This window comes from Haemophilus sp. CCUG 60358, assembly GCF_001679485.1.
Classification (GTDB): Bacteria; Pseudomonadota; Gammaproteobacteria; order Enterobacterales; family Pasteurellaceae; genus Haemophilus_D.
Map to the genome: position 1 here is coordinate 68,192 of NZ_LZOZ01000001.1, position 22,625 is coordinate 90,816.

A 22,625-nucleotide genomic window follows, 5' to 3' on the forward strand; every position below is an offset into this window, starting at 1 on the left:
ATCTGACAAGGCGGGCAAATTGCTCGCCTTTTGTTTTTAAAGGAAAGAGAATGACACTTTTAATTCAGCAAGCAAAATTTGAACTTTATCAAAAACAGACCTTAAACTTACCGCACTTTGCGATTGAACCACAACAATATTGGGTTGTGGTCGGCAGTAATGGAAGTGGAAAATCAGCGTTTGCTTTAGCCTTGCAAAATGAGTTGCCTTTGCAGGAAGGCGAATATCATAATTCTTTCAAACGTGTTCAATCTTTTTCTTTTGAAAAACAACGAGAAATTCTTGAAGCCACATTAAAGAATTTAAACAATGATGATACCGACCCCGATTTCTTTGGTAAAACGGCAAGCGAAACCATTTTAAATGGCAGCAAGGAGCAGACTTTTTGTGAACAAATTGCAGAAAAATTAGGGATTACTTATCTCTTAGATCGTTTCTTTATCAAACTTTCCACTGGGGAAACGCGTAAAGTATTATTGGCACAAGTGTTATTACAAAAGCCCGATCTATTAATTTTAGATGAACCTTTTGAAGGGCTAGATCAGCAATCTGTGCAAGATTGGATGGCGATGTTGAATGAACTGAAAAAAGAATGTGCAATCGTTCTGATCGTTAATCGTCTAGCAGATATTCCAGCACAAGCCACTCATTTAGCCATGTTGGAAAATTTAGAGTTAGTATTAGAAGGTGAACGACAAACCATTGAGCAACAAAGTATTTATCAACAATTAGTTTATGCGGAGCAATCTGTTGATGTGGCTTTGCCAGAACCAGCATCACCATTACTAAAACTGCCTGAAAACCAACCGCACTTTGAACTTAAAAATGTCACGGTTCAGTATGGTGATAAAGTGATTTTGGATCATTTAAACTGGATTGTTCAACCTCATCAAAATTGGTGGATTAAAGGACCAAATGGTGCAGGGAAGTCTACTTTACTTTCTTTAATTACAGGTGATCACCCGCAAGCATTTGCGAATCATGTGGTGATCTTTGGTAAACAACGAGGCTCAGGCGAAACCATTTGGGATATTAAACAAAAAATTGGTTACGTAAGTAGCCAACTGCATTTAGATTATCGTGTGAATTGTTCAGTGCTTGATGTGATTATTTCGGGCTTTTTTGACAGTATAGGGATTTATCAACAGGTGCCAGAGGCAATTCGTTTGAAAGCCATGCAGTGGTTAGCTCGTTTAAATCTGACTCATTTAGCAAAAACGCCATTTCGTTCACTTTCTTGGGGGCAGCAACGTTTGCTCTTAATTACACGAGCGATGGTAAAGCATCCACCTGTTTTAATTTTAGATGAGCCTTTTCAAGGGCTTGATGGATTAAATCGTAAGCTAGTGAAACATTTTATTGAACAACTGGTAAATAATAGTGAAACGCAGCTTTTATTTGTTTCTCATCAAGATTTAGATGCCCCGAATTGCATTACGCATCTTTTTGAATTTATAAGAGAAAACGATAAATATATTTATGTACAAAGTGCGGTCTAATTTGATAGACTTTTCTTATATTTCCTCATCATTAAGGAGCAATCTATGGAAGGCTTATCTATTGCCGCAATCGTCTTTATTGTATTAGTTGTTGTTGTGCTATTTTCGGCACTTAAAACTGTACCGCAAGGTTATAACTGGACGATTGAGCGTTTTGGACGTTATACCCACACCTTAATGCCTGGCTTGAACTTTGTGGTCCCATTTGTGGATCGTGTTGGTCGTAAGATTAATATGATGGAACAGGTATTAGATATTCCCTCACAAGAAGTTATTTCTAAGGATAACGCCAACGTATCCATTGATGCGGTGTGTTTCGTCCAGGTGATTGATGCTCGCAGCGCTGCTTATGAAGTAAATCATTTAGAACAAGCGATTATCAATTTAACCATGACCAACATTCGTACCGTGCTAGGCTCGATGGAATTGGATGAAATGCTTTCTCAACGTGATTCCATTAATGGTCGTTTATTGGCAATTGTGGATGAAGCGACCAATCCTTGGGGGATTAAAGTCACCCGTATTGAAATTCGCGATGTGCGTCCACCACGTGAATTGATTGATTCCATGAACGCACAAATGAAAGCTGAACGTAATAAACGCGCGGAAGTCTTGGAAGCAGAAGGTATTCGTCAGGCGGAAATTTTACGTGCAGAAGGGGAAAAACAAGCCCGTATTCTGAAAGCAGAAGGGGAGCGTCAAGAGGCCTTCTTACAAGCAGAAGCGCGTGAACGTGCAGCAGAAGCGGAAGCGAAAGCAACCCAAATGGTGTCAGAAGCGATTGCTAGCGGTGATACCAAAGCGATCAATTACTTTATCGCCCAAAAATATACAGAAGCCTTAAAACAAATCGGTGGTTCACCGAATAGCAAAGTGGTCATGATGCCGCTTGAAGCCGGTAATTTAATCGGCTCGGTAGCGGGCATTGCCGAACTGTTAAAAGGCGACAAAAAAGCGTAATTTCCTAAAGTGCGGTTAAAAATGACCGCACTTTTTCTCTCAAGGAGTTGATATGGCAGATTGGTTAACAACTTGGTCGGTGTGGCATTGGTTAGTATTAGGTTTTGTATTGTTAATCGCTGAAACCCTCGTACCCGGCGTGTTTTTATTATGGTGGGGATTAGCTGCGATTGTGACTGCTGGCGTAATGGCGTTAGTACCGAGTTTATCCTTAACCGCCTTAGCTATTTTTTATGCGATTTTAGCGATTATTCTCTCGTTGCTCTGGTGGAAATATCAACATAGCAAAGATAATCAGGACCAATCACGTACGACCTTAAATCAAAGAGATCATACTCTGTTAGGTAAAAAAGGCACGGTATTAGAAATTGGTTCTAATGGGATTGGTCGCGGTGCTTTTGGCGATACCACATGGCGTATTCAAGGCGACCATTTAACAGTGAATGATCTGGTGGTGGTAGAACGCGTTGATGGCATCACATTATTAGTGAAAAAGGTAACGGAATGAATCATTTAATTATTTTTGCACATCCCAATAGCCAAAAAAGTTTTGGTCGTGCCATCGTAGATCGTATTGTGAAAGCGAGTCAGCAGCTTGGTGTTGAAACCCATCTGCGTGATCTATACACCATGGAATTTAACCCGATTATTTCCTTTGAAGAATTGCAATCGGCGAATAAAGGGATTATTCCGGCAGAAATTCAGCAAGAGCATGAGTTTATTCGCCAAGCAGATTTGATTACGATGGTTTATCCTTTATGGTGGATGGGCTTTCCTGCAATGCTAAAAGGCTATTTGGATCGTGTATTAAGTCATGGTTTTGCTTATAAAACAGAAAATGGCGAGTCCAAAGGTCTGCTTCAAGGTAAAGCGATGCAACAATTTATCACCATAGGGAGTAGCGTAGCAAAATATCAAGAATACGGTGTAGATAAATCCCTCAATCATTGTTTGATCAATGGTTTATTTAATTATTGTGGTATCGAGAATGTGGATTACTCTTTATTTGGTGATATTCATATTATTGATGATGCCGCTCGCCAGGCGATGCTTGACGAAGCTGCCGAAAAAACAACGGCAAAATTGACCGCACTTTTAGCTCAATCGTGAGCACAATCATAGGAAAGCAACAGATGTCAGAAACTCAAGTGAATAATTTTTCTTTAATAAGCCGCCTATTTGGCAATTTATTTTATCGCAGCCCTACGGATCCCATTTTGAGTGGGGTATTTGATTGGTTGCAGCAACAAGGTTTAAGTCAAGTGTGGGCACTTTCTACGGATAAAGAAAGCGAAGCGGCCATTGATAATTTACAAATGAAAATTGATTTAACGTTGCTTGATCAAGAATATCAAAAATTGTTTGGACCAAACGGTAACGTGCCGACAGCTATTTCAAGTTATGATATGGATGTGCAACGTTTTGTGGATTTTCGTCATGTGCGTAATGTGCCTAAAGCAGAGAATGTGGATCATTTCGCTTTGCTATTGCTTACGGCTTCTTGGTTAGAAGACAACACGGAATCGCTATCTGCTCAACAAGATTTATTCGGTGATTTTCTCTTGCCTTGCGCAGCGAAATTCTTAACCCAAGTAGAAACTTATGCAACGCTTCCTTTCTATCGTTCATTAGCGTATTTAACCCGTGAAATCTTGGCTGCAATGGCTGATGAATTAGAAGAAGGCGAGTAGTTTTCATCAATAGAATAGATCTCTAAAAGAGATTTTTAGATGCTAATAAAAAAGCCCTGCGTATCAAAACGCGGGGCTTTTATTTAATGGAAGATCAATTATTCTTCAGAAGTCACATCTTCAGTGCCTTCGTCTTCATCATCTACATCACAAACACGTTCAAGACTGACTACGTGCTCATCTTCTGCGGTACGAATTAAACGAACCCCTTGGGTGTTACGGCCAACGATACTTATTTCACTTACACGAGTACGCACTAAGGTACCTGCATCAGTGATAAGCATAATTTGGTCGGTTTTTTCTACTTGTGTCGCGGCAACGACTTTACCGTTACGTTCGCTCACTTTAATCGAAATCACCCCTTTGGTATTACGCGATTTGGTTGGGTATTCGCTTAATTGTGTACGTTTACCGTAACCGTTTTGTGTCGCCGTAAGGATTGCACCATCATTTTTCGGCACAACTAAGGATACGACTTTATCGATGTTGAGATCGAGTGTTTCTTCTGCATTATCGTCAGAAACATCTTCAATTTCGACCACACTTTCATCGTCAGCGATGTCATTAGTAAGGGCAAGTTTAATACCGCGTACACCTGTTGCTAAACGACCCATTGCACGGACCGCACTTTCTGCGAAACGCACTACGCGACCTTGAGAGGAGAACAACATGATTTCGTTAGAACCATCAGTGATATCCACACCGATTAATTCATCTTCATCACGCAAGTTCAAGGCGATGATGCCGCTTGAACGTGGACGGCTGAATTCGGTTAGCGCAATTTTCTTCACAATACCACCAGCGGTTGCCATGATGACGAATTTATCTTCTTCATAAGCAGAGATTGGCAAGATTGCGGTGATACGCTCGTTTTCTTGTAACGGTAGAATATTGACAATTGGACGACCACGTGCACCACGGCTCGCTTGTGGTAATTGATATACTTTCAACCAATATAAGCGACCACGGCTCGAGAAGCAGAGAATCGTATCGTGAGTATTCGCCACTAAGAGTTTTTCGATGAAGTCTTCATCTTTCATCTTCGTTGCAGATTTACCTTTACCGCCACGACGTTGTGCTTCGTAGTCGGTAAGTGGTTGATATTTCACATAACCTTCGTGAGAAAGAGTCACTACTACATCTTCTTGGGCAATTAAATCTTCTAAATCAATATCACCGGAAGCCGCGGTAATTTCAGTACGACGTTCATCCGCGAATTGAGCGCGTACTTGTTCAAGCTCTTCACGAATCACTTCCATCAAGCGCTCAGGGCTGTTGATGATGTGGAGAAGTTCTGCAATTTTAACCAATAACTCTTTGTATTCATTGATCACTTCTTCGGTAGCAAGACCGGTTAAACGGTGCAAGCGAAGTTCTAAGATTGCATCAACTTGTTCTGGAGAAAGATAGTAATCAGAACCTTGAATACCAAATTCAGCCGCTAATTCAGCCGGACGTGCCGCTGCATCAAGCAAACCTAAAATTTCGTTATTCAGTTTCCAAGGGCGAGAGATTAATTTTTCTGCCGCTTCTTTACGCTCTTTCGATTGACGGATGATGTCGATGATTTCATCGATATTTGATGTTGCAACCGCTAAACCTTCTAAAATATGGGTACGCTCGCGGGCTTTACGCAATTCAAATAAAGAACGGCGAATCACCACTTCGCGACGGTGCATCACAAAGGCTTCAATGATTTGTTTTAAGTTGAATAAACGTGGTTGACCGTGATCCAAGGCCACCATGTTGATCCCGAAGGTCACCTGCATTTGAGTAAGGGCATAAAGGTGATTTAATACCACTTCGCCTACGGCATCGCGTTTGATGTCGATTTCAATGCGGATTCCTTCTTTGTTAGAAAGGTCGATAATATTGCTGATGCCTTCGATTTTTTTATCTTTGATAAGCTCAGCAATTTTTTCCACTAATTTGGCTTTGTTCACCTGATAAGGCAATTCGGTCACAATGATTTGCTCTTTGCCTTTATCTGTGGTTTCTACGCTAGCACGCGCGCGAACATACACTTTGCCGCGACCTGTGCGATAAGCTTCTTCAATCCCTTTACGGCCATTAATTAATGCCGCTGTCGGGAAATCTGGGCCAGGAATATATTGCATTAATTCATCAATGGTGATGTTTTCATTATCAATATAAGCCAAGCAGCCATCTAAAACTTCATTTAAGTTGTGTGGTGGAATGTTCGTTGCCATCCCCACCGCAATACCGGAAGAACCGTTTGCTAAAAGTGCAGGAATACGGGTTGGTAATACATCCGGAATCATTAATTCGCCATCATAGTTTGGCGAGAAATTCACGGTTTCTTTATCCAAGTCAGTTAATAACGCTTGGGTGATTTTTTGCATACGGACTTCGGTATAACGCATTGCCGCTGGCGCGTCACCGTCGATTGAACCGAAGTTACCTTGCCCATCTACCAACATGTAGCGTAATGAGAACGGCTGTGCCATACGCACAATGGTGTCGTACACCGCAGAATCACCGTGCGGGTGATATTTACCGATTACATCACCTACCACACGGGCAGATTTTACGTATTTTTTGCCGGCAGTGATGCCAGATTGATCCATGGAGAAAAGCACACGTCGATGCACCGGTTTTAAACCGTCACGCACATCAGGCAAAGCACGCCCAACAATCACCGACATGGCGTAGTCAAGGTAAGAAGATTTGAGTTCTTCTTCAATATTGACTGGGGTAATAGAGGAATGGATTGAATCCGTCATTTTTATTCCTTTTTTGATCAAAAAATTGTGACGGATTATAGCATAAATTTAAGCATTTTTGTGTGAAAAGTGCGGTTGATTTTAAAGCAGTTTTTTAATGTGGAAATAAATAAGGCAGACATTAAGTCCGCCTTATGATTGAGAGAAAATCGTCTATTTCCAATTTTCTCGTTTGGCTTTTTGTAATTTCGCATAAGCACCAAGTAAAGCTTGGTGTTCTTTGAAGTTTTCAAGCGTTTCATCACTGGCTGGCAAGCTATAGAACGGGTTACCTTTTTCTGCCACCGCAGCCCAAGCTTGTTGAACGGCTTCTTTGCCATACATTCTTTCAAATACAGTGCGATATTGTTGTGGATCGCGAGTACTGTCTAAATGCAATTCAATGATGCTGATTAAAGCACGATAGTAATTTGCACGCTCTGGTGTAAACACAGAGCTGTTCATATTTATCGTCCAGTTTGCCCAATCTAAGGCTAATTCTAATTCACCTAATGCTAAGTAAAGCATGGATTTCAGTTCACCAACACGTAATGTTGTCCAGCCGCTTGCTTTTGGTGCAACGATACCGATAAATTCGCGGACGCGTGTAGCATCGTCAATATCTTGCTCATCTAATTCTGCTAATAATTCTTCATAAGTTTCAGCATCATGATGATGGTGTGGTAGATCCAATAAGATCTCACGCCAGTCCATACCCATATTATTATTGGCATAAATGAGGTCATCAGCAGGATAGATATCAGACATGCCTGGTACGATAATGCGGCAAGCGTAAACGTCTAAATGGTTGTAATCCATGATATAGACTTCTTTTTCCTCTGCATTAAAGATTGCCATCAAGTTTTCATATTCTTCTTGCGTTGAACCTGAGAAATCCCAATCTACAAATTCATAATCTGGCGTATTTTTGAATAAATCCCAAGAAATTAAACCGCTAGAATCAATAAAGTGTGTTTCAAGGTTAGCATGCTCCGCCACATCATCATTATTGAATGATGGAGGCGAGAATACATCGAGATCTTTTAAGCTGCGACCTTGTAAAAGCTCCGTTACGGTACGCTCTAATGCCACTTGAAAGTTTGGATGTGCACCAAAAGAAGCAAAGCAAGTGCCGTTATTTGGGTTAAGCAACACAACACAAATGACAGGATATTTGCCACCTAATGAGGCATCGAAAGCATAAATTGGGAAGCCTTCTTCTTCTAATTTTGTAATAGAGGCTTGAATGGATGGATAGCGATCCATCACAGATTTTGGAATTTCAGGAAGACTGATTGCTTCTGCAATAATGCGATTTTTTACATAACGTTCAAAAACTTCTGAAAGCCCTTGCACTCGCGCTTCATTTTTTGTGTTACCGGCAGACATCCCGTTAGAGACGTATAAATTCGCAATGATACTTTGTGGAATATAGATGGTTTCTTGATCAGATTGGCGCACATAAGGCATCGCGACAATACCGCGATCGTAATTACCGGATTGCAGATCCACAAGCAATTCTGGAGTTAGTTCTTGATTTGAATCGAAATAATCCCATAAGTAATCATCTAAAATCCCTAGAGGTAAAAGGTCTTCATCTTCAATAGGAAACCATTTTTCAGTGGGATAATGGACGAAATCGCCATTGGCAATCTCTTGCCCTAAATAGAAATCAGCAAAAAAATAGTTGGTAGAGAGACGTTCGAAATATTCACCTAATGCAGATGCTAATGCGGCTTTTTTGCTCGCGCCTTTACCGTTAGAAAAACATTGTGGGCAATCCTTATCACGAATATGTACAGACCAGACATTTGGCACAGGATTAAGCCAAGAGGCTTCTTCGATATTGAAACCAAGTGCGGTCAATTTTTGTTGAAATTTTGAAATACTGTCTTCAAGTGCGGCATCTTTGCCGAGAATAAATGTTTGTTCGGTCATAATTGTTCCTGTTGTAAAAAGTTCCCGCATCATAGGGGAGTTTAGTGGGCTAATCAAGCATAAAATTTATACGCTTTAGCTCTTGTTTTCCTTTATTTTTAAGGGTAAATTAGCCTTGCGCAGAAAGGCATTTTCTGTGTAGGTAAAATTATAAACAAATCAATCAATTGGGAGACATTATGGCTCAAGGATTTTATGAATTAAAAGTGGCTAAAGACGGACAATTTATGTTCAACTTAAAAGCAGCAAACGGACAAGTTATTTTAACTAGCGAACTTTATAAAACAAAAGCATCAGCTGAAAATGGTATTGCTTCAGTGCAAAAAAATGGTGTGGATGCGAAAAACTTTGAATATCGCGTAGCGAAAAATGACAAACCTTACTTCATTTTAAAAGCAGCTAACCACCAAGAAATTGGCCGTAGCCAATATTATTCTTCTCAAGCTGCAGCAGAAAAAGGCGTTGAGTCAGTGATCAATAACGCATCTTCTGCAGTAATCAAAGAAGTCACAGAATAATCATTCTGTTCTTATTTCTTTAAATGCACCTGCCGGCTCTAAAAACGCCGGCATTTTTGACCGCGCTTTCTCCGGATTCAGTGTTAAGGGATAGGTTCGTTTTTGGGCAACGATGACCGTGAGCGGAGAGCAGAGCGTGGTCTTTTCTTGTTTTATAGATAGTCTTTCTTCTGCAATCACATCAAAATTTAATAACGATAACCAGTCAATGACTCGCCAAGTGGCATATTGTCGGAATTTGAAGTCACCTAACTTAGGTTTGAAAAGCAATGGACTCATTGGATTAAATAACGTGATGAAAATCCAGCCGTCATCCTTTAAAACACGATGCGCTTCACGCAATATTTGATGAGGATCTTGCGCAAAATTTAAGGTGTTTGCCAACAAGCAGGCATCCATTTCTTTTTCAATAAAAGGCAAGGCTAACGGTGAGGCTTGGATCAAACTGCCACTTTCATTTAAAAATGCGGTGGGAAAATGCGCTGTTTTTTCAGCTAATACAATTTGATGACGTAAAGGTAAATCAAAGGCAATTTCTCCACTTAAGGCACCGACTTTCAGAATTTGATAGCCTAAAATTTTTGGTGTCCATTGGGTAAAATAATGTGTTAATACGTTACAATAGGCTTCACCTTGTGGTAACGCTTGCCAACTTTCAGGTGAAAGAAGAGGTTTGTGCCATTTGGCTTTCCAATTCAATGTTAATCCTATTTTCATAAGGTAATTTATGCTAGTTCCTATTCCTGCGCTCAATGATAACTATATTTGGCTTTATAGACGAGAAAATTTCTCCGTAATTGTGATCGATATCCCAGAAATAACCCGTTTAATTCCGTATTTAGAATCCAATAAGCTAGACATAGAAGCGGTGTTATTAACCCATAATCATGATGATCATGTTCAAGGTGTCGCGGAATTTAAGCAATATTATCCCAATGTGCCAGTTTTCGGTCCAACAGAATGTGCAAATAAAGGGGCAACCAATATTATGGATAGTGGTGTGATTAATACGGCACATTATCATATTGAAGTTTTGCCAAGCGGTGGCCATACGGCAGGGCATATCAGCTATTTGGTGGATGGGCATCTATTTTGTGGTGATGCGTTATTTTCTGCGGGTTGTGGTCGCGTATTTACGGGAAATTTTGCTCAAATGTTTGAATCTATGCAGCGTTTTAACCAATTATCGAATGAAACCGTCGTTTGCCCTGCTCATGAATATACGCTGGGTAATTTAGCTTTTGCGGAAACCGTATTGGCGGATAAAAGTGCGGTTGAAAATCAACGTGTTTTAGTGGAGCGTTATCGTGCAGAGGGTAAACCGAGTTTGCCGACAACGATTGGATTAGAGAAACAAATTAATCCGTTTTTACAAGCAAAAAATTTAGACGAATTTACACAATGGCGTTTAGCGAAAGATAAGTTTTAACTCATTTTAGTTATTTGTTTGAGTTTTTTCTCTTGAAATTTGCTCAATTCTCAACAATTCATTAAAATAGCGAAACTTTTACTTTCTACTTAAGCCGCATATTCATAAAAGTGCGGTTGTTTTTATTAGGTTTTTATGACCCTTCTTGTTCTAGGCATTAATCATAAAACAGCTTCTGTCGCTGTTCGTGAGAAAGTCGCTTTTTCTGAAGAAAAGCGGCAGCTTGCCTTACAACAAATTCACCAACAAGATTTGGCTGAAAGTGCGGTTATTCTTTCTACCTGTAACCGTACAGAGATTTATCTTCACCATCGTCAAATTTCACCCCAAGAGTGTAAGCAATGGCAAACGAACTGTATAAATTGGTTTGCTAATATTCATCAGCTTTCTGTCGATGAATTAAATAAAAGTATTTACACACATCAAAATCAACAAGCCGCAAATCATTTAATGCGCGTGGCATGTGGTTTGGATTCATTAATTTTGGGCGAGCCGCAAATTTTAGGACAGGTGAAACAAGCGTTTCAAATCAGTGAAGATTATTATCAAGCGGCGAATATTCCACTTTCAAGCACGCTTTCTCGTTTGTTCCAAAAAACCTTTGCAACAGCAAAACGAGTGCGTACTGAAACCAATATTGGTGAAAGCGCTGTGTCGGTGGCTTATGCAGCTTGTAGCTTAGCGCGTCAAATTTTTGAATCTTTACGTGAATTACAAATTTTGCTCGTTGGGGCAGGGGAAACCATTGAATTGGTGAGTCGTCATTTATTACGCCACGGTGTAAAAAAATTGATGATTGCTAACCGCACTTTATCTCGTGCTGAGCAGTTGGTGGAAAAATTAGCGTCTAATACACCGATTGATGTGTATTCGCTTGATGAATTGCAAACACCGCTAAATCAAGCCGATATTGTTATCAGCTCTACAGGCAGTCCGACTATTTTAATCACTAAAGCGATGGCTGAAATTGCGGAGAAAGCACGCCAATTTAGACCGACTTTAATGGTTGATATCGCCGTGCCTCGTGATATTGATGAAAATGTCTCTGAATTAGAAAGTGTGTATCATTACACCGTGGATGATTTGCAAGATATTATCCAACGCAATCTTTCTCAACGTGAGCAAGCATCGGAGCAAGCACAAGATATCATCACGCAAGAATGTAATGCCTTCTTTGAGTGGTTGAAAGTGCAACAGTTCTCTAATTTAATTCGTCATTATCGTGATGAGGCAGAGAATACTCGCCAAGAATTACTCGAAAAAGCGTTACACCAAATTCAACAAGGTGAGAATGCTGAAAAGATTCTACAAGAATTAAGTTATAAATTAACAAATAAACTTATTCATGCTCCAACCCAAACCATGCAATCCATGATGAGATCAGGTAATGCAGAAGGGTTGCATGCCTTTTCAAATGCGTTGCATTTAACCCATCCTTTAAATGAAAAAAACGATTAAATTTTTGACCGCACTTTTCAGTAGTGTACCGTTACTGATGAGTGTGTCAGCCCTAGCTGAATACCGAACTTTTGATGATGGCAATATTACTTACGGAATTTTTCAAGCAAAGCCAGAAGAAGTACAGCTACATTGGAAAGATGCTGAAGGTAACGATTATCAAAGTTTAACGCGTCTCAAAAATGCCTTAGAGCCTAGCTATAACGTGAAAATGATCATGAATGCAGGCATTTATAGCATGAATAACACGCCAGCGGGATTGTGGATTGAGCATGGAAAAGAGCTCAATGCGTTAAATACAAAATCAGGCAAAGGTAACTTTCATGTACAACCCAATGGTGTGTTTGCCATTGCAGGAAATAAGCCCTACATTTTAACAACAGCAGCTTATCAGAAAAGCAAACTCAAGCCGGATTTTGCGTTGCAATCAGGCCCAATGTTGATTATTCATGGCAAAATAAATCCGCAATTTAGAGCAAGCCTAGAAAGCTATCATAAGCGTAATGCAGTGTGTTTGACGAAGCAAAATGAATTGCTGTTTTTGATGACGATAAGAGGTGAGCCTAATCTTTATACCTTGAGTCAAGGTTTACTTAAAATTGGTTGTCAGGATGCCTTATATCTTGATGGAACTATTTCTAATTGGTACATTCCAGGGCAATTTAGCTCTTTGCATTGGAAGCATTTTGTGGGAATGATCTCCGTTCTTGATGTGAACAAAAAATAGCAAAAGCGTTTTATTTATAATCAACTAAATCAAAAAATCTGTTTTTTGCAAAAAAATGATTGACGAGAATAGGTCAAATCAGGATAATACGCCCCGCAAAGCCGATAAGGTAAAGCAAATGATGGCTACATAGCTCAGTTGGTTAGAGCACAACACTCATAATGTTGGGGTCGCAAGTTCGAATCTCGCTGTAGCCACCAAATTTGCGGGACTGGCGAAATTGGTAGACGCACCAGATTTAGGTTCTGGCGCCGAGAGGTGTGTGGGTTCAAGTCCCTCGTCCCGCACCATTTATCAGCTTGCAGTCAAATAGTAGTTGGGGTATCGCCAAGCGGTAAGGCACCGGGTTTTGATCTCGGCATCCCTAGGTTCGAATCCTAGTACCCCAGCCATACTATCTAAATAAAATCTTCTTTATTTCCAATCAAAGAATTTCTGTTGGGGTATCGCCAAGCGGTAAGGCACCGGGTTTTGATCTCGGCATCCCTAGGTTCGAATCCTAGTACCCCAGCCATCTTATTTTCTCTATTTCTTTTAAATAAAAATGCGATTAAATTTAACCGCACCTTAGTATTTCATTTTTTTATCTATAAAAAAGTGCGGTACAAATTCACTATAAATTTTGACCGCACTTTATATTACAATTAATGTTCCCTTGTTTTAAAGAAGGTCACATCAGGATAACGTTCTTGTGCAAGATTTAAGTTAACCATAGTTGGTGCAATGTAAGTAAGATTATCTCCACCATCTAATGCTAGATTTTGCTCATTTTTGCGTTTGAACTCTTCAAATTTTTTGTTATCCGCACATTCCACCCAACGAGCCGTTGCGACATTGACCGTTTCGTAAATGGCTTCAACGTTATATTCAGATTTCAAACGGGAAACAACCACGTCAAACTGTAATACACCGACCGCGCCAACAATCAAATCATTATTGCTTAATGGACGGAAAACTTGCACAGCACCTTCTTCAGAAAGTTGTACTAAGCCTTTTAACAATTGCTTTTGTTTGAGAGGATCTTTCAAACGGATACGACGGAATAATTCAGGAGCAAAGTTTGGAATACCAGTAAATTTAAGCTCTTCACCTTGCGTAAAGGTATCACCAATTTGAATTGTGCCATGATTGTGCAAGCCGATAATATCGCCAGCATAGGCTTCATCAGCATGAGTACGATCTCCTGCCATAAAGGTGAGCGCATCGGAAATAACCACATCTTTACCAATACGCACATGTTTAAGTTTCATCCCTTTTTCATATTTGCCAGAAACTACGCGTAGGAACGCCACACGGTCGCGGTGTTTTGGATCCATATTGGCTTGGATTTTAAACACGAAACCGCTGAATTTGTCTTCTTCAGCTGAGACTTTACGCGTGTCTGCCTGACGAGCTTGTGGGGCAGGCGCCCATTCGGTTAAACCATCTAAGAAATGATCGACACCGAAGTTACCTAATGCCGTACCGAAAAAGACAGGTGTTAATTCACCACTTAGGAATAAATCCAAATCAAATTCATTACTTGCACCTTTTACAAGCTCTAATTCATCACGCAATTGTTGGGCTAAGTCATCGCCTACGGCAGCGTCTAATTCGGGGCTATTTAAGCCTTTCACAATACGTACTTCTTGAATGGTCGAGCCTTGGCCACTTTGATAAAGATAGGTTTCATCTTTATATAAATGATAAACCCCTTTAAACAATTTACCGCAACCAATCGGCCAAGTAATCGGCGCACAATGGATTTTTAATACGTTTTCCACTTCATCTAATAATTCCATTGGATCGCGAATATCACGGTCAAGTTTATTCATGAAAGTGATAATTGGCGTATCGCGTAAACGGGTCACTTCCATTAATTTAATGGTACGTTCCTCAACCCCTTTTGCAGAATCGATAACCATTAAGCAGCTATCCACAGCCGTCAAAGTGCGGTAGGTATCTTCCGAGAAATCCTCATGCCCCGGCGTATCTAATAAATTCACCAAGCATTCATTGTAAGGGAATTGCATCACGGAAGTGGTAATAGAAATACCACGTTGTTTTTCCATTTCCATCCAGTCAGATTTTGCATGCTGTGCAGAGCCTTTACCTTTAACAGAGCCCGCTTTTTGAATGGCATTGCCGTATAGCAATACTTTTTCGGTGATGGTGGTTTTACCCGCGTCAGGGTGGGAAATAATCGCAAATGTGCGACGTTTATTCACTTCTTCTAATGGATAACTCATTTGTCTTGTTTCTTCTGTTTTAAATAATGCCGTATTGTCGCTGATTTTCAGATTGAGCTCAAATTAAATTGCTTTTCTTTTGTTATCTATAGCTTATTTAGGTGTATGACTCTGTAATTTCTTTTCTTTGAAATTTTTTTATAAAAAAAAAGCAAACGTTTGCGCAAGAAGTGCGGTATAATATGCGCCGATTTTTTATTCTTATAATAAAAGGTGCAAACAATGACACAACTTAGTCTAAAAAAAATCTATTCTGGGAAAGTGCGTGATCTTTATGAGATCGATGATAAACGAATGTTAATGGTAGCCAGTGACCGTTTGTCTGCATTTGATGTGATTTTAGATGATCCTATCCCACGTAAAGGTGAAATTCTGACTCAAATTTCCAATTTCTGGTTTAATAAGTTAGCCCATATTATGCCGAATCATTTTACTGGCGATTCAGTTTATGATGTGCTACCAAAAGAAGAAGCTGATTTAGTAAAAGATCGAGCAGTGGTATGTAAGCGTTTGAAACCAATAAAAATTGAATCTATCGTGCGTGGTTATTTAACAGGTAGTGGGCTAAAAGATTATAAGCAAACTGGCACTATTTGTGGTTTGAAATTGCCAGAAGGATTAGTTGAGGCAAGTAAATTACCAGAGCCGATTTTCACACCATCAAGCAAAGAAGAAGTGGGCAATCACGATATCAATATTAGCTATGAAGAATGTGAAAAAGCAATTGGCGCAGAGTTAGCGGCACAAGTGAGAGAAAAAGCGATTGCGCTTTATACTGAGGCTGCCAAATATGCGCTGACTAAAGGTATTATTATTTGTGATACTAAATTTGAATTCGGTTTAGATGAAAATGGTACACTCACTTTAATGGATGAGGTATTAACACCGGATTCTAGCCGTTTTTGGTCAGTTGATACTTATAAAGAAGGAACAAATCCGCCCTCATTTGATAAGCAATTTGTACGAGATTGGTTAGAGCAAAGTGGTTGGAATAAACAACCACCAGCGCCGAAAGTACCAAAAGAAGTGATTGAAAAAACAGTTGCTAAATATCAAGAGGCGTTGGATTTATTAACAAAATAACATTAACAATCTCCCTGCTATGCTTTAGAATAGCAGGGATTTTTGCGGATAAAATTTGTGAATAAAAGAAAATGAAATCTGTTGCGATAGTTGGTTTAGGTTGGTTAGGCTTACCGCTGGCGCTGCACTTAAAAGAGCTTGGTTGGTATGTAAAAGGATCAAAACAATCCGCTGAGGATGCTCAACGATTGCATCGGTTAGGCATTGAAGCTTATCCTTTTTCTTTTTCAGAAAAAATGAATAGTTTGCCTGATAATATTCAATCTCTTTTTGATGTGGATGCACTCATTGTCACCTTACCGCCTAGCCGTTTTTCTTCTCAACAGTATTGTGAACATCTTGCTTTTTTATCTAATCAAGCAAAGAAACAAGGTGTACAGCACTTGATTTTTACCAGTTCAACTTCTGTTTTTCCTGATATTTCGGGACAATTCGATGAAAGTTCTCAACTTTCAGCTGAAACAGAAATTGGTAAAACACTGATACAAGCCGAGCAGTGTTTATTCCGATCAGAAATATCTCATTGCGATATTCTTCGACTTGCAGGATTAATTGGTAAACAGCGCCATCCGGTTAAATTCTTAGCAGGAAAATGCAATTTAAAACAGGGCTATTCACCGGTTAATTTGGTGCATCTAGAGGATTGTATTCAAGCTATTACCGCCTTACTCATGAATTCAAATGGATTGCGAACTTACCATCTTTGTGCCCCAATTCATCCTACTCGAGCAGAATATTACACAAAAGCAGCAGTATTTTATGATTTATCCATACCACAATTTGAATGTAGTGATTCGGATCCGAAACGAATCATTATGGCAGATAAAATTTGTCGAGATTTAGGCTTCGCTTATCATTATCCAAATCCCGATGATATGTTAGAAAAGCGCAGTGATTTTTGACCGCACTTTTTAAAGACTCACTCACCATAACCACAATGAAGGAAATAAAATATGTCAAATACGATTCTGCAACATTTACCTAAAGGTCAAAAAGTTGGTATCGCTTTTTCAGGCGGGCTCGATACCAGCGCGGCATTACTTTGGATGCGTCAAAAAGGTGCAGTACCTTATGCTTATACAGCAAACTTAGGTCAACCAGATGAAGATGATTACAATGCAATTCCCAAAAAAGCGATGGAATATGGTGCGGAAAATGCGCGTTTAGTGGATTGTCGTGCGCAGTTAGCCCATGAAGGGATTGCGGCTATTCAATGTGGTGCATTCCATATTTCTACTGGTGGAGCAACCTATTTCAATACCACACCACTAGGTCGCGCAGTAACAGGTACGATGCTTGTTGCAGCCATGAAAGAAGATGATGTGAATATCTGGGGTGATGGTTCAACTTTCAAAGGTAACGATATTGAGCGTTTTTACCGTTATGGCTTATTAACCAACCCAAATTTAAAAATTTACAAACCATGGTTAGATCAACAATTCATCGATGAGCTGGGCGGTCGTTTTGAAATGTCACAATTCTTAATCGCAAATGGTTTTGACTACAAAATGTCGGTAGAAAAAGCGTATTCAACTGACTCTAATATGTTAGGTGCGACACACGAAGCGAAAGACTTAGAAGAATTAAGCACTGGTATTAAAATTGTGAAACCAATTATGGGCGTGGCATTTTGGGATGAAAATGTTCAAGTAAAACCAGAAGTGGTGACTGTTCGTTTTGAAGAGGGTGTGCCGGTTGCATTAAACGGTAAAACATTTGATAACGTGGTGGAGCTTTTCTTAGAAGCAAATCGCATCGGTGGTCGTCACGGTTTAGGCATGTCAGACCAAATTGAAAACCGTATTATTGAAGCAAAATCACGTGGTATTTATGAAGCACCGGGAATGGCATTATTCCATATCGCTTATGAACGTTTAGTAACGGGTATTCATAATGAAGATACTATTGAACAATATCGTATCAACGGTTTACGTTTAGGCCGTTTGTTATACCAAGGTCGTTGGTTTGATCCACAAGCGTTAATGTTACGTGAAACAGCACAACGTTGGGTCGCTCGTGCGGTGACTGGTGAAGTGACATTAGAACTTCGTCGTGGTAATGACTATTCAATCTTAAATACTGAATCACCAAACTTAACTTATGCGGCTGAACGTTTAAGTATGGAAAAAGTGGAAAATGCACCATTTGATCCAATCGATCGTATTGGTCAATTAACTATGCGTAACTTAGACGTAGCGGATACGCGCGGAAAATTAAGTATCTACTCTCAAGTTGGTCTATTAACAGCAGGAAAAGATTCCGTTTTACCACAATTAGGTAAAAAATAATTTTCTCCCTTAAATATAAAAAGTGCGGTCGATTTTGACCGCACTTTTAGTAGAAATAATAAAAAACCTTAGGTTTTAACCTAAGGTTTTTGTTTTTTAGCACAGATTATTTTTTCTCTTCACATTTGTTGATATCGCTACATTTGCCGTAGAGATATAAACTGTGTGCTTTTAATTTGATGCCATGTTGTTCACTGATTTCTTTTTGACGTTGTTCAATAATATTATCAGTAAACTCAAATACTTTGCCACAATCTTCACAGATAATGTGATCGTGGTGTTCTGTTGGCGCAAGCTCAAAAACAGATTTGTTGCCTTCAAAATTATGGCGAATCAAAATATGCGCTTCATCAAATTGGTTAAGCACGCGATATACAGTTGCAAGGCCTATATCACTGCCTTGCTCTAACAAGATTTTATATACTTCTTCAGCTGAGAAATGTTCATGTTTATGCTCTTGCATTAATGCAAGGATAGTGAGCCGAGGTTCAGTAATTTTTAATCCTGCTTTTTTGAGTAATTTGATGTTTTCTTCAGACATAATGTTCCCTTAAATTTGCTAAATTAGAGATGGTTAAGCTAATTCTGCTAAACACATTTCATCGTAGATTTGTTTTGTCCATTTCTCTACGCGCTCTGCAGTAAGTTCAGGTTGACGATCTTCATCAATACATAAACCGATAAAGTTTCCATCATCTAACAATGCCTTTGAGGATTCAAAGGTATAACCATCCGTTGGCCAGTTCCCTACAATAATCGCGCCACGTGGTTCAACGATATCACGTACTGTACCGATCGCATCACAGAAGTAATCAGCATAATCTTCCTGATCGCCACAGCCAAAAATACCGACTAACTTGTCAGTGAAATCAATTTCTTCTAAGGTAGGAAAAAAATCATCCCAGTCAGCTTGTGCTTCACCGTAATACCAAGTAGGAATACCGAAAAGTAAAAAATCATAACTTTCGATATCTTCTTTCGTGCTTTTTGCAATGTCACGGATATCGACTAATTCATTGCCTAATTGTTTTTGAATCATTTTTGCAATGTTTTCTGTATTACCTGTGTCACTACCGTAAAATAAACCGACAACTGCCATTGTTCTTTCCTTTTGAAATAAAATTAGGTGAATAGAAAAAAATTAGGGGCAAAGCCCTACAATTTGTGCGAACTATACCACAAATGAATTCTCATTTGAATAGAATAATTCTCATTTAAAACGATTAATTCTTATTTAGAAACCTATCAATTGCACGTATCACAAAATCTGGTTTTTCCGCATGAACCCAGTGCCCACAACCATTGATAGTGAAAGAGGTCGCATTCGGGAATTGTTTTAGAATAATTTCTGTATATTCAGGTTTAATATAAGATGAAAGCCCGCCTTTAATAAAGAGAGTAGGCGTATTAGCGTAAACTTCCTGCCAATCCATCAGTTCTGCATAATGCTCAAAAAGTGCGGTCAAATTGAAACGAAAATATTCACTTGAAGTCGGCTCAAAAGATTTCAACATAAACTGTACCACGCTAGGCTCGGCAATTTCACTTTCTAAAATCGGTTTGGCCTGTTGGCGAGTTTGTGGCTGCGCTTTTTTCACTGCAAACAAACCACGAAACACATCATCATGTCCCGCACTGCTATTTGCCACTGGAGCAATATCAATGACAACCAATTTTTCCACGCGATGTGGTTGAAGTGCGGTCATTTTCATTGCCGTTTTTCCGCCCATTGAATGACCAATTAAGATCACTTTATCTAATTTAAGGTGATCGATAAGTTGCCATACATCATCAGCCATGACATCGTAATTCATTGTTTCTGAATGAAAACTTTGTCCATGATTGCGTAAATCCACACGTAAAATATTATAGTTATCGCTAAATGCACGAGCGATCACACCAAGATTATTCATATCCCCAAATAAGCCGTGCATAAAAACTAAGGTAGGTGAATTAATTGCTTGTTTTGTTTGATGAAATTGATAGTTTAATAATTCGGAAGATGACATATATTTTGCGTGAGAATTTGGTTAGAAATCGTTATAATGGGTGAAAATTTTAGCAAACGGAGAGAAAAAAATGAAGATAATTGAAGTTGATGAAGAATTATATCAATACATTGCTGCACAAACTCAGTCTATTGGAGAAAGTGCGTCTGATATTCTTCGCCGTTTGTTGAATTTACCCGCTCACGCAACAAGCAAGGTTGATTTCTTTGAATCAGATGTATCAGCTGAAAACGCAAAAAGTGTGGTGCATTCTGAGACTGTTTTAACGGAAAAAACAACCGAAGCATCTCAACCAAAAGTTGAACCTGTTGAGCCGCCAAAAGTAGTGAAGAAACAATCGGATGAAGCAATTAATCATATTGTTGATAAAGTCCGTGCACTCTTGAATTCTGCTGAATTTAAAGAAGAGCCAAAAGCAGTCGTGCGTTTTCTAAGTATATTGCGTACGCTTTATCGTACCAATCCAGAAAGCTTTGCACAGGCAACTGAAAGCTTACAAGGCCGTACTCGTGTGTATTTTGCTCGTGATGAAGGGACTTTACTAGTGGCGGGTAATCACACGAAACCGAAACAAATTCCTGACACACCATATTGGGTGATAACTAATACCAATAGTGGTCGTAAGATGCTGATGCTAGAAGGGGCGATGCAATCTATGCATTTGCCGGAATATTTAATTGACGAAGTTCGCCCTTATTTTGTTAGCAACTAAGTCAATGCAAAAATTACCTTGGCAAGCATTTGCCCAAAATTCAGCGTATGCAGATCAGATCGCGTTGCGAAATTCGCAGGGCGATCCTTTTACTTGGGTAGAACTTGCTGAGAAAATTAACCAGGTAGAAGCTTTTCTTTTACAACAAGGTGTGACAGCGCAAAGTGCGGTTGCTTTTTGTGGTAAAAATTCAGAACAGATCTTATTTCTCTATTTAGCGGTCATTCAGTTAGGTGCAAAAGTTTTAGGGATCAATCCAGCATTTCCTCAAGAAAAAGTAGCTGAATTGTGCCAAGTATATGGCGTGGATTTTTGTTATCAAACCGAAGATATTCGTTATTTAGCTGCTGAATCATTAACTGAACATAACGCTGATTTTACAAAAGCCGCTACGATGACACTCACATCCGGTTCAACTGGTTTGCCCAAAGCGGTGGTGCATAATATTGCTGCTCATTTAGCTAATGCGGAAGGCGTTTGTGCCTTAATGAATTTTAGCAAAGATCAATTATGGCTACTTTCTTTACCGCTTTATCATGTTTCCGGACAGGGGATTGTGTGGCGCTGGCTGTATGCGGGAGCAACCTTAGTACTACCGAAAGAAGATTTTTATCAATCTATTGGTGAGGTTTCCCATGTTTCTCTCGTGCCAACGCAATTACAGCGTTGGTTTGATTATTTGGCAGAACATCCTCAACCTATCCAAACGCAAGCCGTGTTATTAGGTGGGACACAAATTCCCGTAAAATTAACCCAAGCGTTAAATGAATTAGGTGTTCGAAGCTATTCAGGCTATGGCATGACAGAAATGGCTTCTACCGTATTTGCTAAGCAATCGGATCGAAAAATAGGCGTGGGACAGCCTTTACTTGGCCGAGAGTTCAAGTTAGTGAATGAAGAAGTTTGGCTAAAAGGAGCCGGACTTGCCATGGGATATTGGCGAGAAGGACATATTGTTCCACTCACCAATGCAGAAGGTTGGTTCCAAACAAAAGATAAAGCTCAATGGCTTGATGACGAATTAGTTATTCAAGGCCGATTGGATAATATGTTTATTTCTGGCGGTGAAAATATTCAACCAGAAGAAATTGAAAAAGTGATTGCACAGTCAGATTTGGTGAAGCAAGTCTTTGTTTTACCTAAACGTGATGAGGAATTTGGACAACGCCCCGTGGCGTTGGTGGAATTTCACATGCCGTTTAATGAAAGTGCGGTTGAATCTCTCAATGTTTTTTTACAAGGGCGATTGGAACGATTTAAGCAACCCGTTGCCTACTATGAACTCCCGCAGGATTTAATCCAAGGGGCAATAAAGATTTCTCGCAAAGCACTCGCCGATTGGCTGTCGCAACAATAGGAAAG

At 39.5% G+C, this 22,625-nt stretch carries 21 protein-coding genes and 4 tRNA genes; 18 read left to right on the forward strand and 7 right to left on the reverse strand.

Annotation, left to right across the window (positions count from 1 at the left end; genetic code table 11):
- Positions 1 to 50 precede the first annotated feature (50 nt).
- From modF to A9500_RS00335, 5 genes are read left to right on the forward strand one after another with little or no spacing between them, the layout of a single operon-like run.
- On the forward strand, positions 51 to 1,499 hold the full coding sequence (modF, locus tag A9500_RS00315) for a molybdate ABC transporter ATP-binding protein ModF (RefSeq protein ID WP_065243475.1): 1,449 nt from the start codon (positions 51 to 53) through the stop codon (positions 1,497 to 1,499).
- Positions 1,500 to 1,544: 45 nt separating this feature from the next.
- Positions 1,545 to 2,459, forward strand: a complete 915-nt coding sequence (locus A9500_RS00320) for an SPFH domain-containing protein (RefSeq protein WP_049366068.1) — start codon at positions 1,545 to 1,547, stop codon at positions 2,457 to 2,459.
- 52 nt (positions 2,460 to 2,511) lie between these two features.
- Positions 2,512 to 2,967: an NfeD family protein gene (locus tag A9500_RS00325; RefSeq protein ID WP_065243476.1), complete on the forward strand. Its 456-nt coding sequence runs from the start codon at positions 2,512 to 2,514 to the stop codon at positions 2,965 to 2,967.
- The gene (locus A9500_RS00330; RefSeq protein WP_065243477.1) at positions 2,964 to 3,569 is read left to right on the forward strand and encodes an NAD(P)H-dependent oxidoreductase; all 606 of its coding nucleotides are present in this window, start codon (positions 2,964 to 2,966) and stop codon (positions 3,567 to 3,569) included. The genes A9500_RS00325 and A9500_RS00330 overlap by 4 nt, the downstream gene beginning before the upstream one ends.
- Positions 3,570 to 3,592: 23 nt before the next feature.
- Complete coding sequence (locus tag A9500_RS00335; RefSeq protein WP_065243478.1) at positions 3,593 to 4,150, forward strand: molecular chaperone; 558 nt, start codon at positions 3,593 to 3,595, stop codon at positions 4,148 to 4,150.
- A gap of 98 nt (positions 4,151 to 4,248) precedes the next feature.
- On the opposite strand, the gene gyrA is transcribed toward A9500_RS00335, so the two are convergent.
- Positions 4,249 to 6,894 carry a DNA topoisomerase (ATP-hydrolyzing) subunit A gene (gene gyrA, locus A9500_RS00340; protein WP_065243479.1) on the reverse strand — a complete coding sequence of 882 codons (2,646 nt, stop codon included), beginning with the start codon at positions 6,892 to 6,894 and terminating at the stop codon, positions 4,249 to 4,251.
- 153 nt (positions 6,895 to 7,047) lie between these two features.
- Positions 7,048 to 8,811, reverse strand: coding sequence for a 30S ribosomal protein S12 methylthiotransferase accessory factor YcaO (gene ycaO, locus A9500_RS00345; RefSeq protein ID WP_065243480.1), 1,764 nt, complete (start codon positions 8,809 to 8,811; stop codon positions 7,048 to 7,050).
- 179 nt (positions 8,812 to 8,990) lie between these two features.
- Between ycaO and A9500_RS00350 the strand changes: the two genes are divergently transcribed.
- The gene (locus tag A9500_RS00350) at positions 8,991 to 9,329 is read left to right on the forward strand and encodes a YegP family protein (RefSeq protein WP_049355357.1); all 339 of its coding nucleotides are present in this window, start codon (positions 8,991 to 8,993) and stop codon (positions 9,327 to 9,329) included.
- On the opposite strand, the gene A9500_RS00355 is transcribed toward A9500_RS00350, so the two are convergent.
- Positions 9,330 to 10,028 (reverse strand): class I SAM-dependent methyltransferase, encoded by a 699-nt coding sequence (locus A9500_RS00355; protein WP_080971646.1) that lies wholly within the window; start codon positions 10,026 to 10,028, stop codon positions 9,330 to 9,332.
- 28 nt (positions 10,029 to 10,056) lie between these two features.
- Here A9500_RS00355 and gloB point away from each other — a divergent pair, with 28 nt between their 5' ends.
- The 7 genes from gloB (at position 10,057) to A9500_RS00390 (ending at position 13,457) form a co-directional block, all read left to right on the forward strand.
- The gene (gene gloB, locus A9500_RS00360) at positions 10,057 to 10,758 is read left to right on the forward strand and encodes a hydroxyacylglutathione hydrolase (RefSeq protein WP_065243481.1); all 702 of its coding nucleotides are present in this window, start codon (positions 10,057 to 10,059) and stop codon (positions 10,756 to 10,758) included.
- A gap of 135 nt (positions 10,759 to 10,893) precedes the next feature.
- Positions 10,894 to 12,216: a glutamyl-tRNA reductase gene (hemA, locus tag A9500_RS00365; RefSeq protein WP_065243482.1), complete on the forward strand. Its 1,323-nt coding sequence runs from the start codon at positions 10,894 to 10,896 to the stop codon at positions 12,214 to 12,216.
- Positions 12,200 to 12,943: a phosphodiester glycosidase family protein gene (locus A9500_RS00370; protein WP_065243483.1), complete on the forward strand. Its 744-nt coding sequence runs from the start codon at positions 12,200 to 12,202 to the stop codon at positions 12,941 to 12,943. The genes hemA and A9500_RS00370 overlap by 17 nt, the downstream gene beginning before the upstream one ends.
- 123 nt (positions 12,944 to 13,066) lie before the next feature.
- Positions 13,067 to 13,143, forward strand: a tRNA-Met gene (locus A9500_RS00375).
- Positions 13,144 to 13,148: 5 nt separating this feature from the next.
- Positions 13,149 to 13,233: transfer RNA gene (locus A9500_RS00380), tRNA-Leu, on the forward strand.
- 27 nt (positions 13,234 to 13,260) lie between these two features.
- A tRNA-Gln gene (locus A9500_RS00385) sits at positions 13,261 to 13,335 on the forward strand.
- A gap of 47 nt (positions 13,336 to 13,382) precedes the next feature.
- A tRNA-Gln gene (locus A9500_RS00390) sits at positions 13,383 to 13,457 on the forward strand.
- A 130-nt stretch (positions 13,458 to 13,587) separates the two neighbouring features.
- On the opposite strand, the gene prfC is transcribed toward A9500_RS00390, so the two are convergent.
- A complete protein-coding gene (prfC, locus tag A9500_RS00395; protein WP_014065633.1) occupies positions 13,588 to 15,171 on the reverse strand; it encodes a peptide chain release factor 3 in 1,584 nt (527 codons plus the stop codon).
- Positions 15,172 to 15,393: 222 nt separating this feature from the next.
- Here prfC and A9500_RS00400 point away from each other — a divergent pair, with 222 nt between their 5' ends.
- The 3 genes from A9500_RS00400 (at position 15,394) to argG (ending at position 18,542) form a co-directional block, all read left to right on the forward strand.
- The gene (locus A9500_RS00400) at positions 15,394 to 16,254 is read left to right on the forward strand and encodes a phosphoribosylaminoimidazolesuccinocarboxamide synthase (protein ID WP_065243484.1); all 861 of its coding nucleotides are present in this window, start codon (positions 15,394 to 15,396) and stop codon (positions 16,252 to 16,254) included.
- A 71-nt stretch (positions 16,255 to 16,325) separates the two neighbouring features.
- Positions 16,326 to 17,156: an NAD(P)-dependent oxidoreductase gene (locus tag A9500_RS00405; RefSeq protein ID WP_065243485.1), complete on the forward strand. Its 831-nt coding sequence runs from the start codon at positions 16,326 to 16,328 to the stop codon at positions 17,154 to 17,156.
- A gap of 51 nt (positions 17,157 to 17,207) precedes the next feature.
- Positions 17,208 to 18,542, forward strand: a complete 1,335-nt coding sequence (gene argG / locus A9500_RS00410; RefSeq protein WP_065243486.1) for an argininosuccinate synthase — start codon at positions 17,208 to 17,210, stop codon at positions 18,540 to 18,542.
- A gap of 106 nt (positions 18,543 to 18,648) precedes the next feature.
- On the opposite strand, the gene fur is transcribed toward argG, so the two are convergent.
- From fur to A9500_RS00425, 3 genes are all read right to left on the reverse strand, one after another.
- Positions 18,649 to 19,083, reverse strand: coding sequence for a ferric iron uptake transcriptional regulator (gene fur / locus A9500_RS00415; RefSeq protein ID WP_049366031.1), 435 nt, complete (start codon positions 19,081 to 19,083; stop codon positions 18,649 to 18,651).
- A 33-nt stretch (positions 19,084 to 19,116) separates the two neighbouring features.
- Positions 19,117 to 19,641, reverse strand: a complete 525-nt coding sequence (gene fldA, locus A9500_RS00420; protein ID WP_065243487.1) for a flavodoxin FldA — start codon at positions 19,639 to 19,641, stop codon at positions 19,117 to 19,119.
- Positions 19,642 to 19,765: 124 nt separating this feature from the next.
- Entirely contained in the window at positions 19,766 to 20,551 is a 786-nt protein-coding gene (locus A9500_RS00425; protein ID WP_065243488.1) for an alpha/beta fold hydrolase, read from the reverse strand.
- Between the two features lie 70 nt (positions 20,552 to 20,621).
- Between A9500_RS00425 and seqA the strand changes: the two genes are divergently transcribed.
- On the forward strand, positions 20,622 to 21,263 hold the full coding sequence (gene seqA, locus A9500_RS00430; protein WP_065243489.1) for a replication initiation negative regulator SeqA: 642 nt from the start codon (positions 20,622 to 20,624) through the stop codon (positions 21,261 to 21,263).
- Positions 21,264 to 21,267: 4 nt separating this feature from the next.
- Positions 21,268 to 22,620: an o-succinylbenzoate--CoA ligase gene (gene menE / locus A9500_RS00435; RefSeq protein WP_065243490.1), complete on the forward strand. Its 1,353-nt coding sequence runs from the start codon at positions 21,268 to 21,270 to the stop codon at positions 22,618 to 22,620.
- Positions 22,621 to 22,625 lie beyond the last annotated feature (5 nt).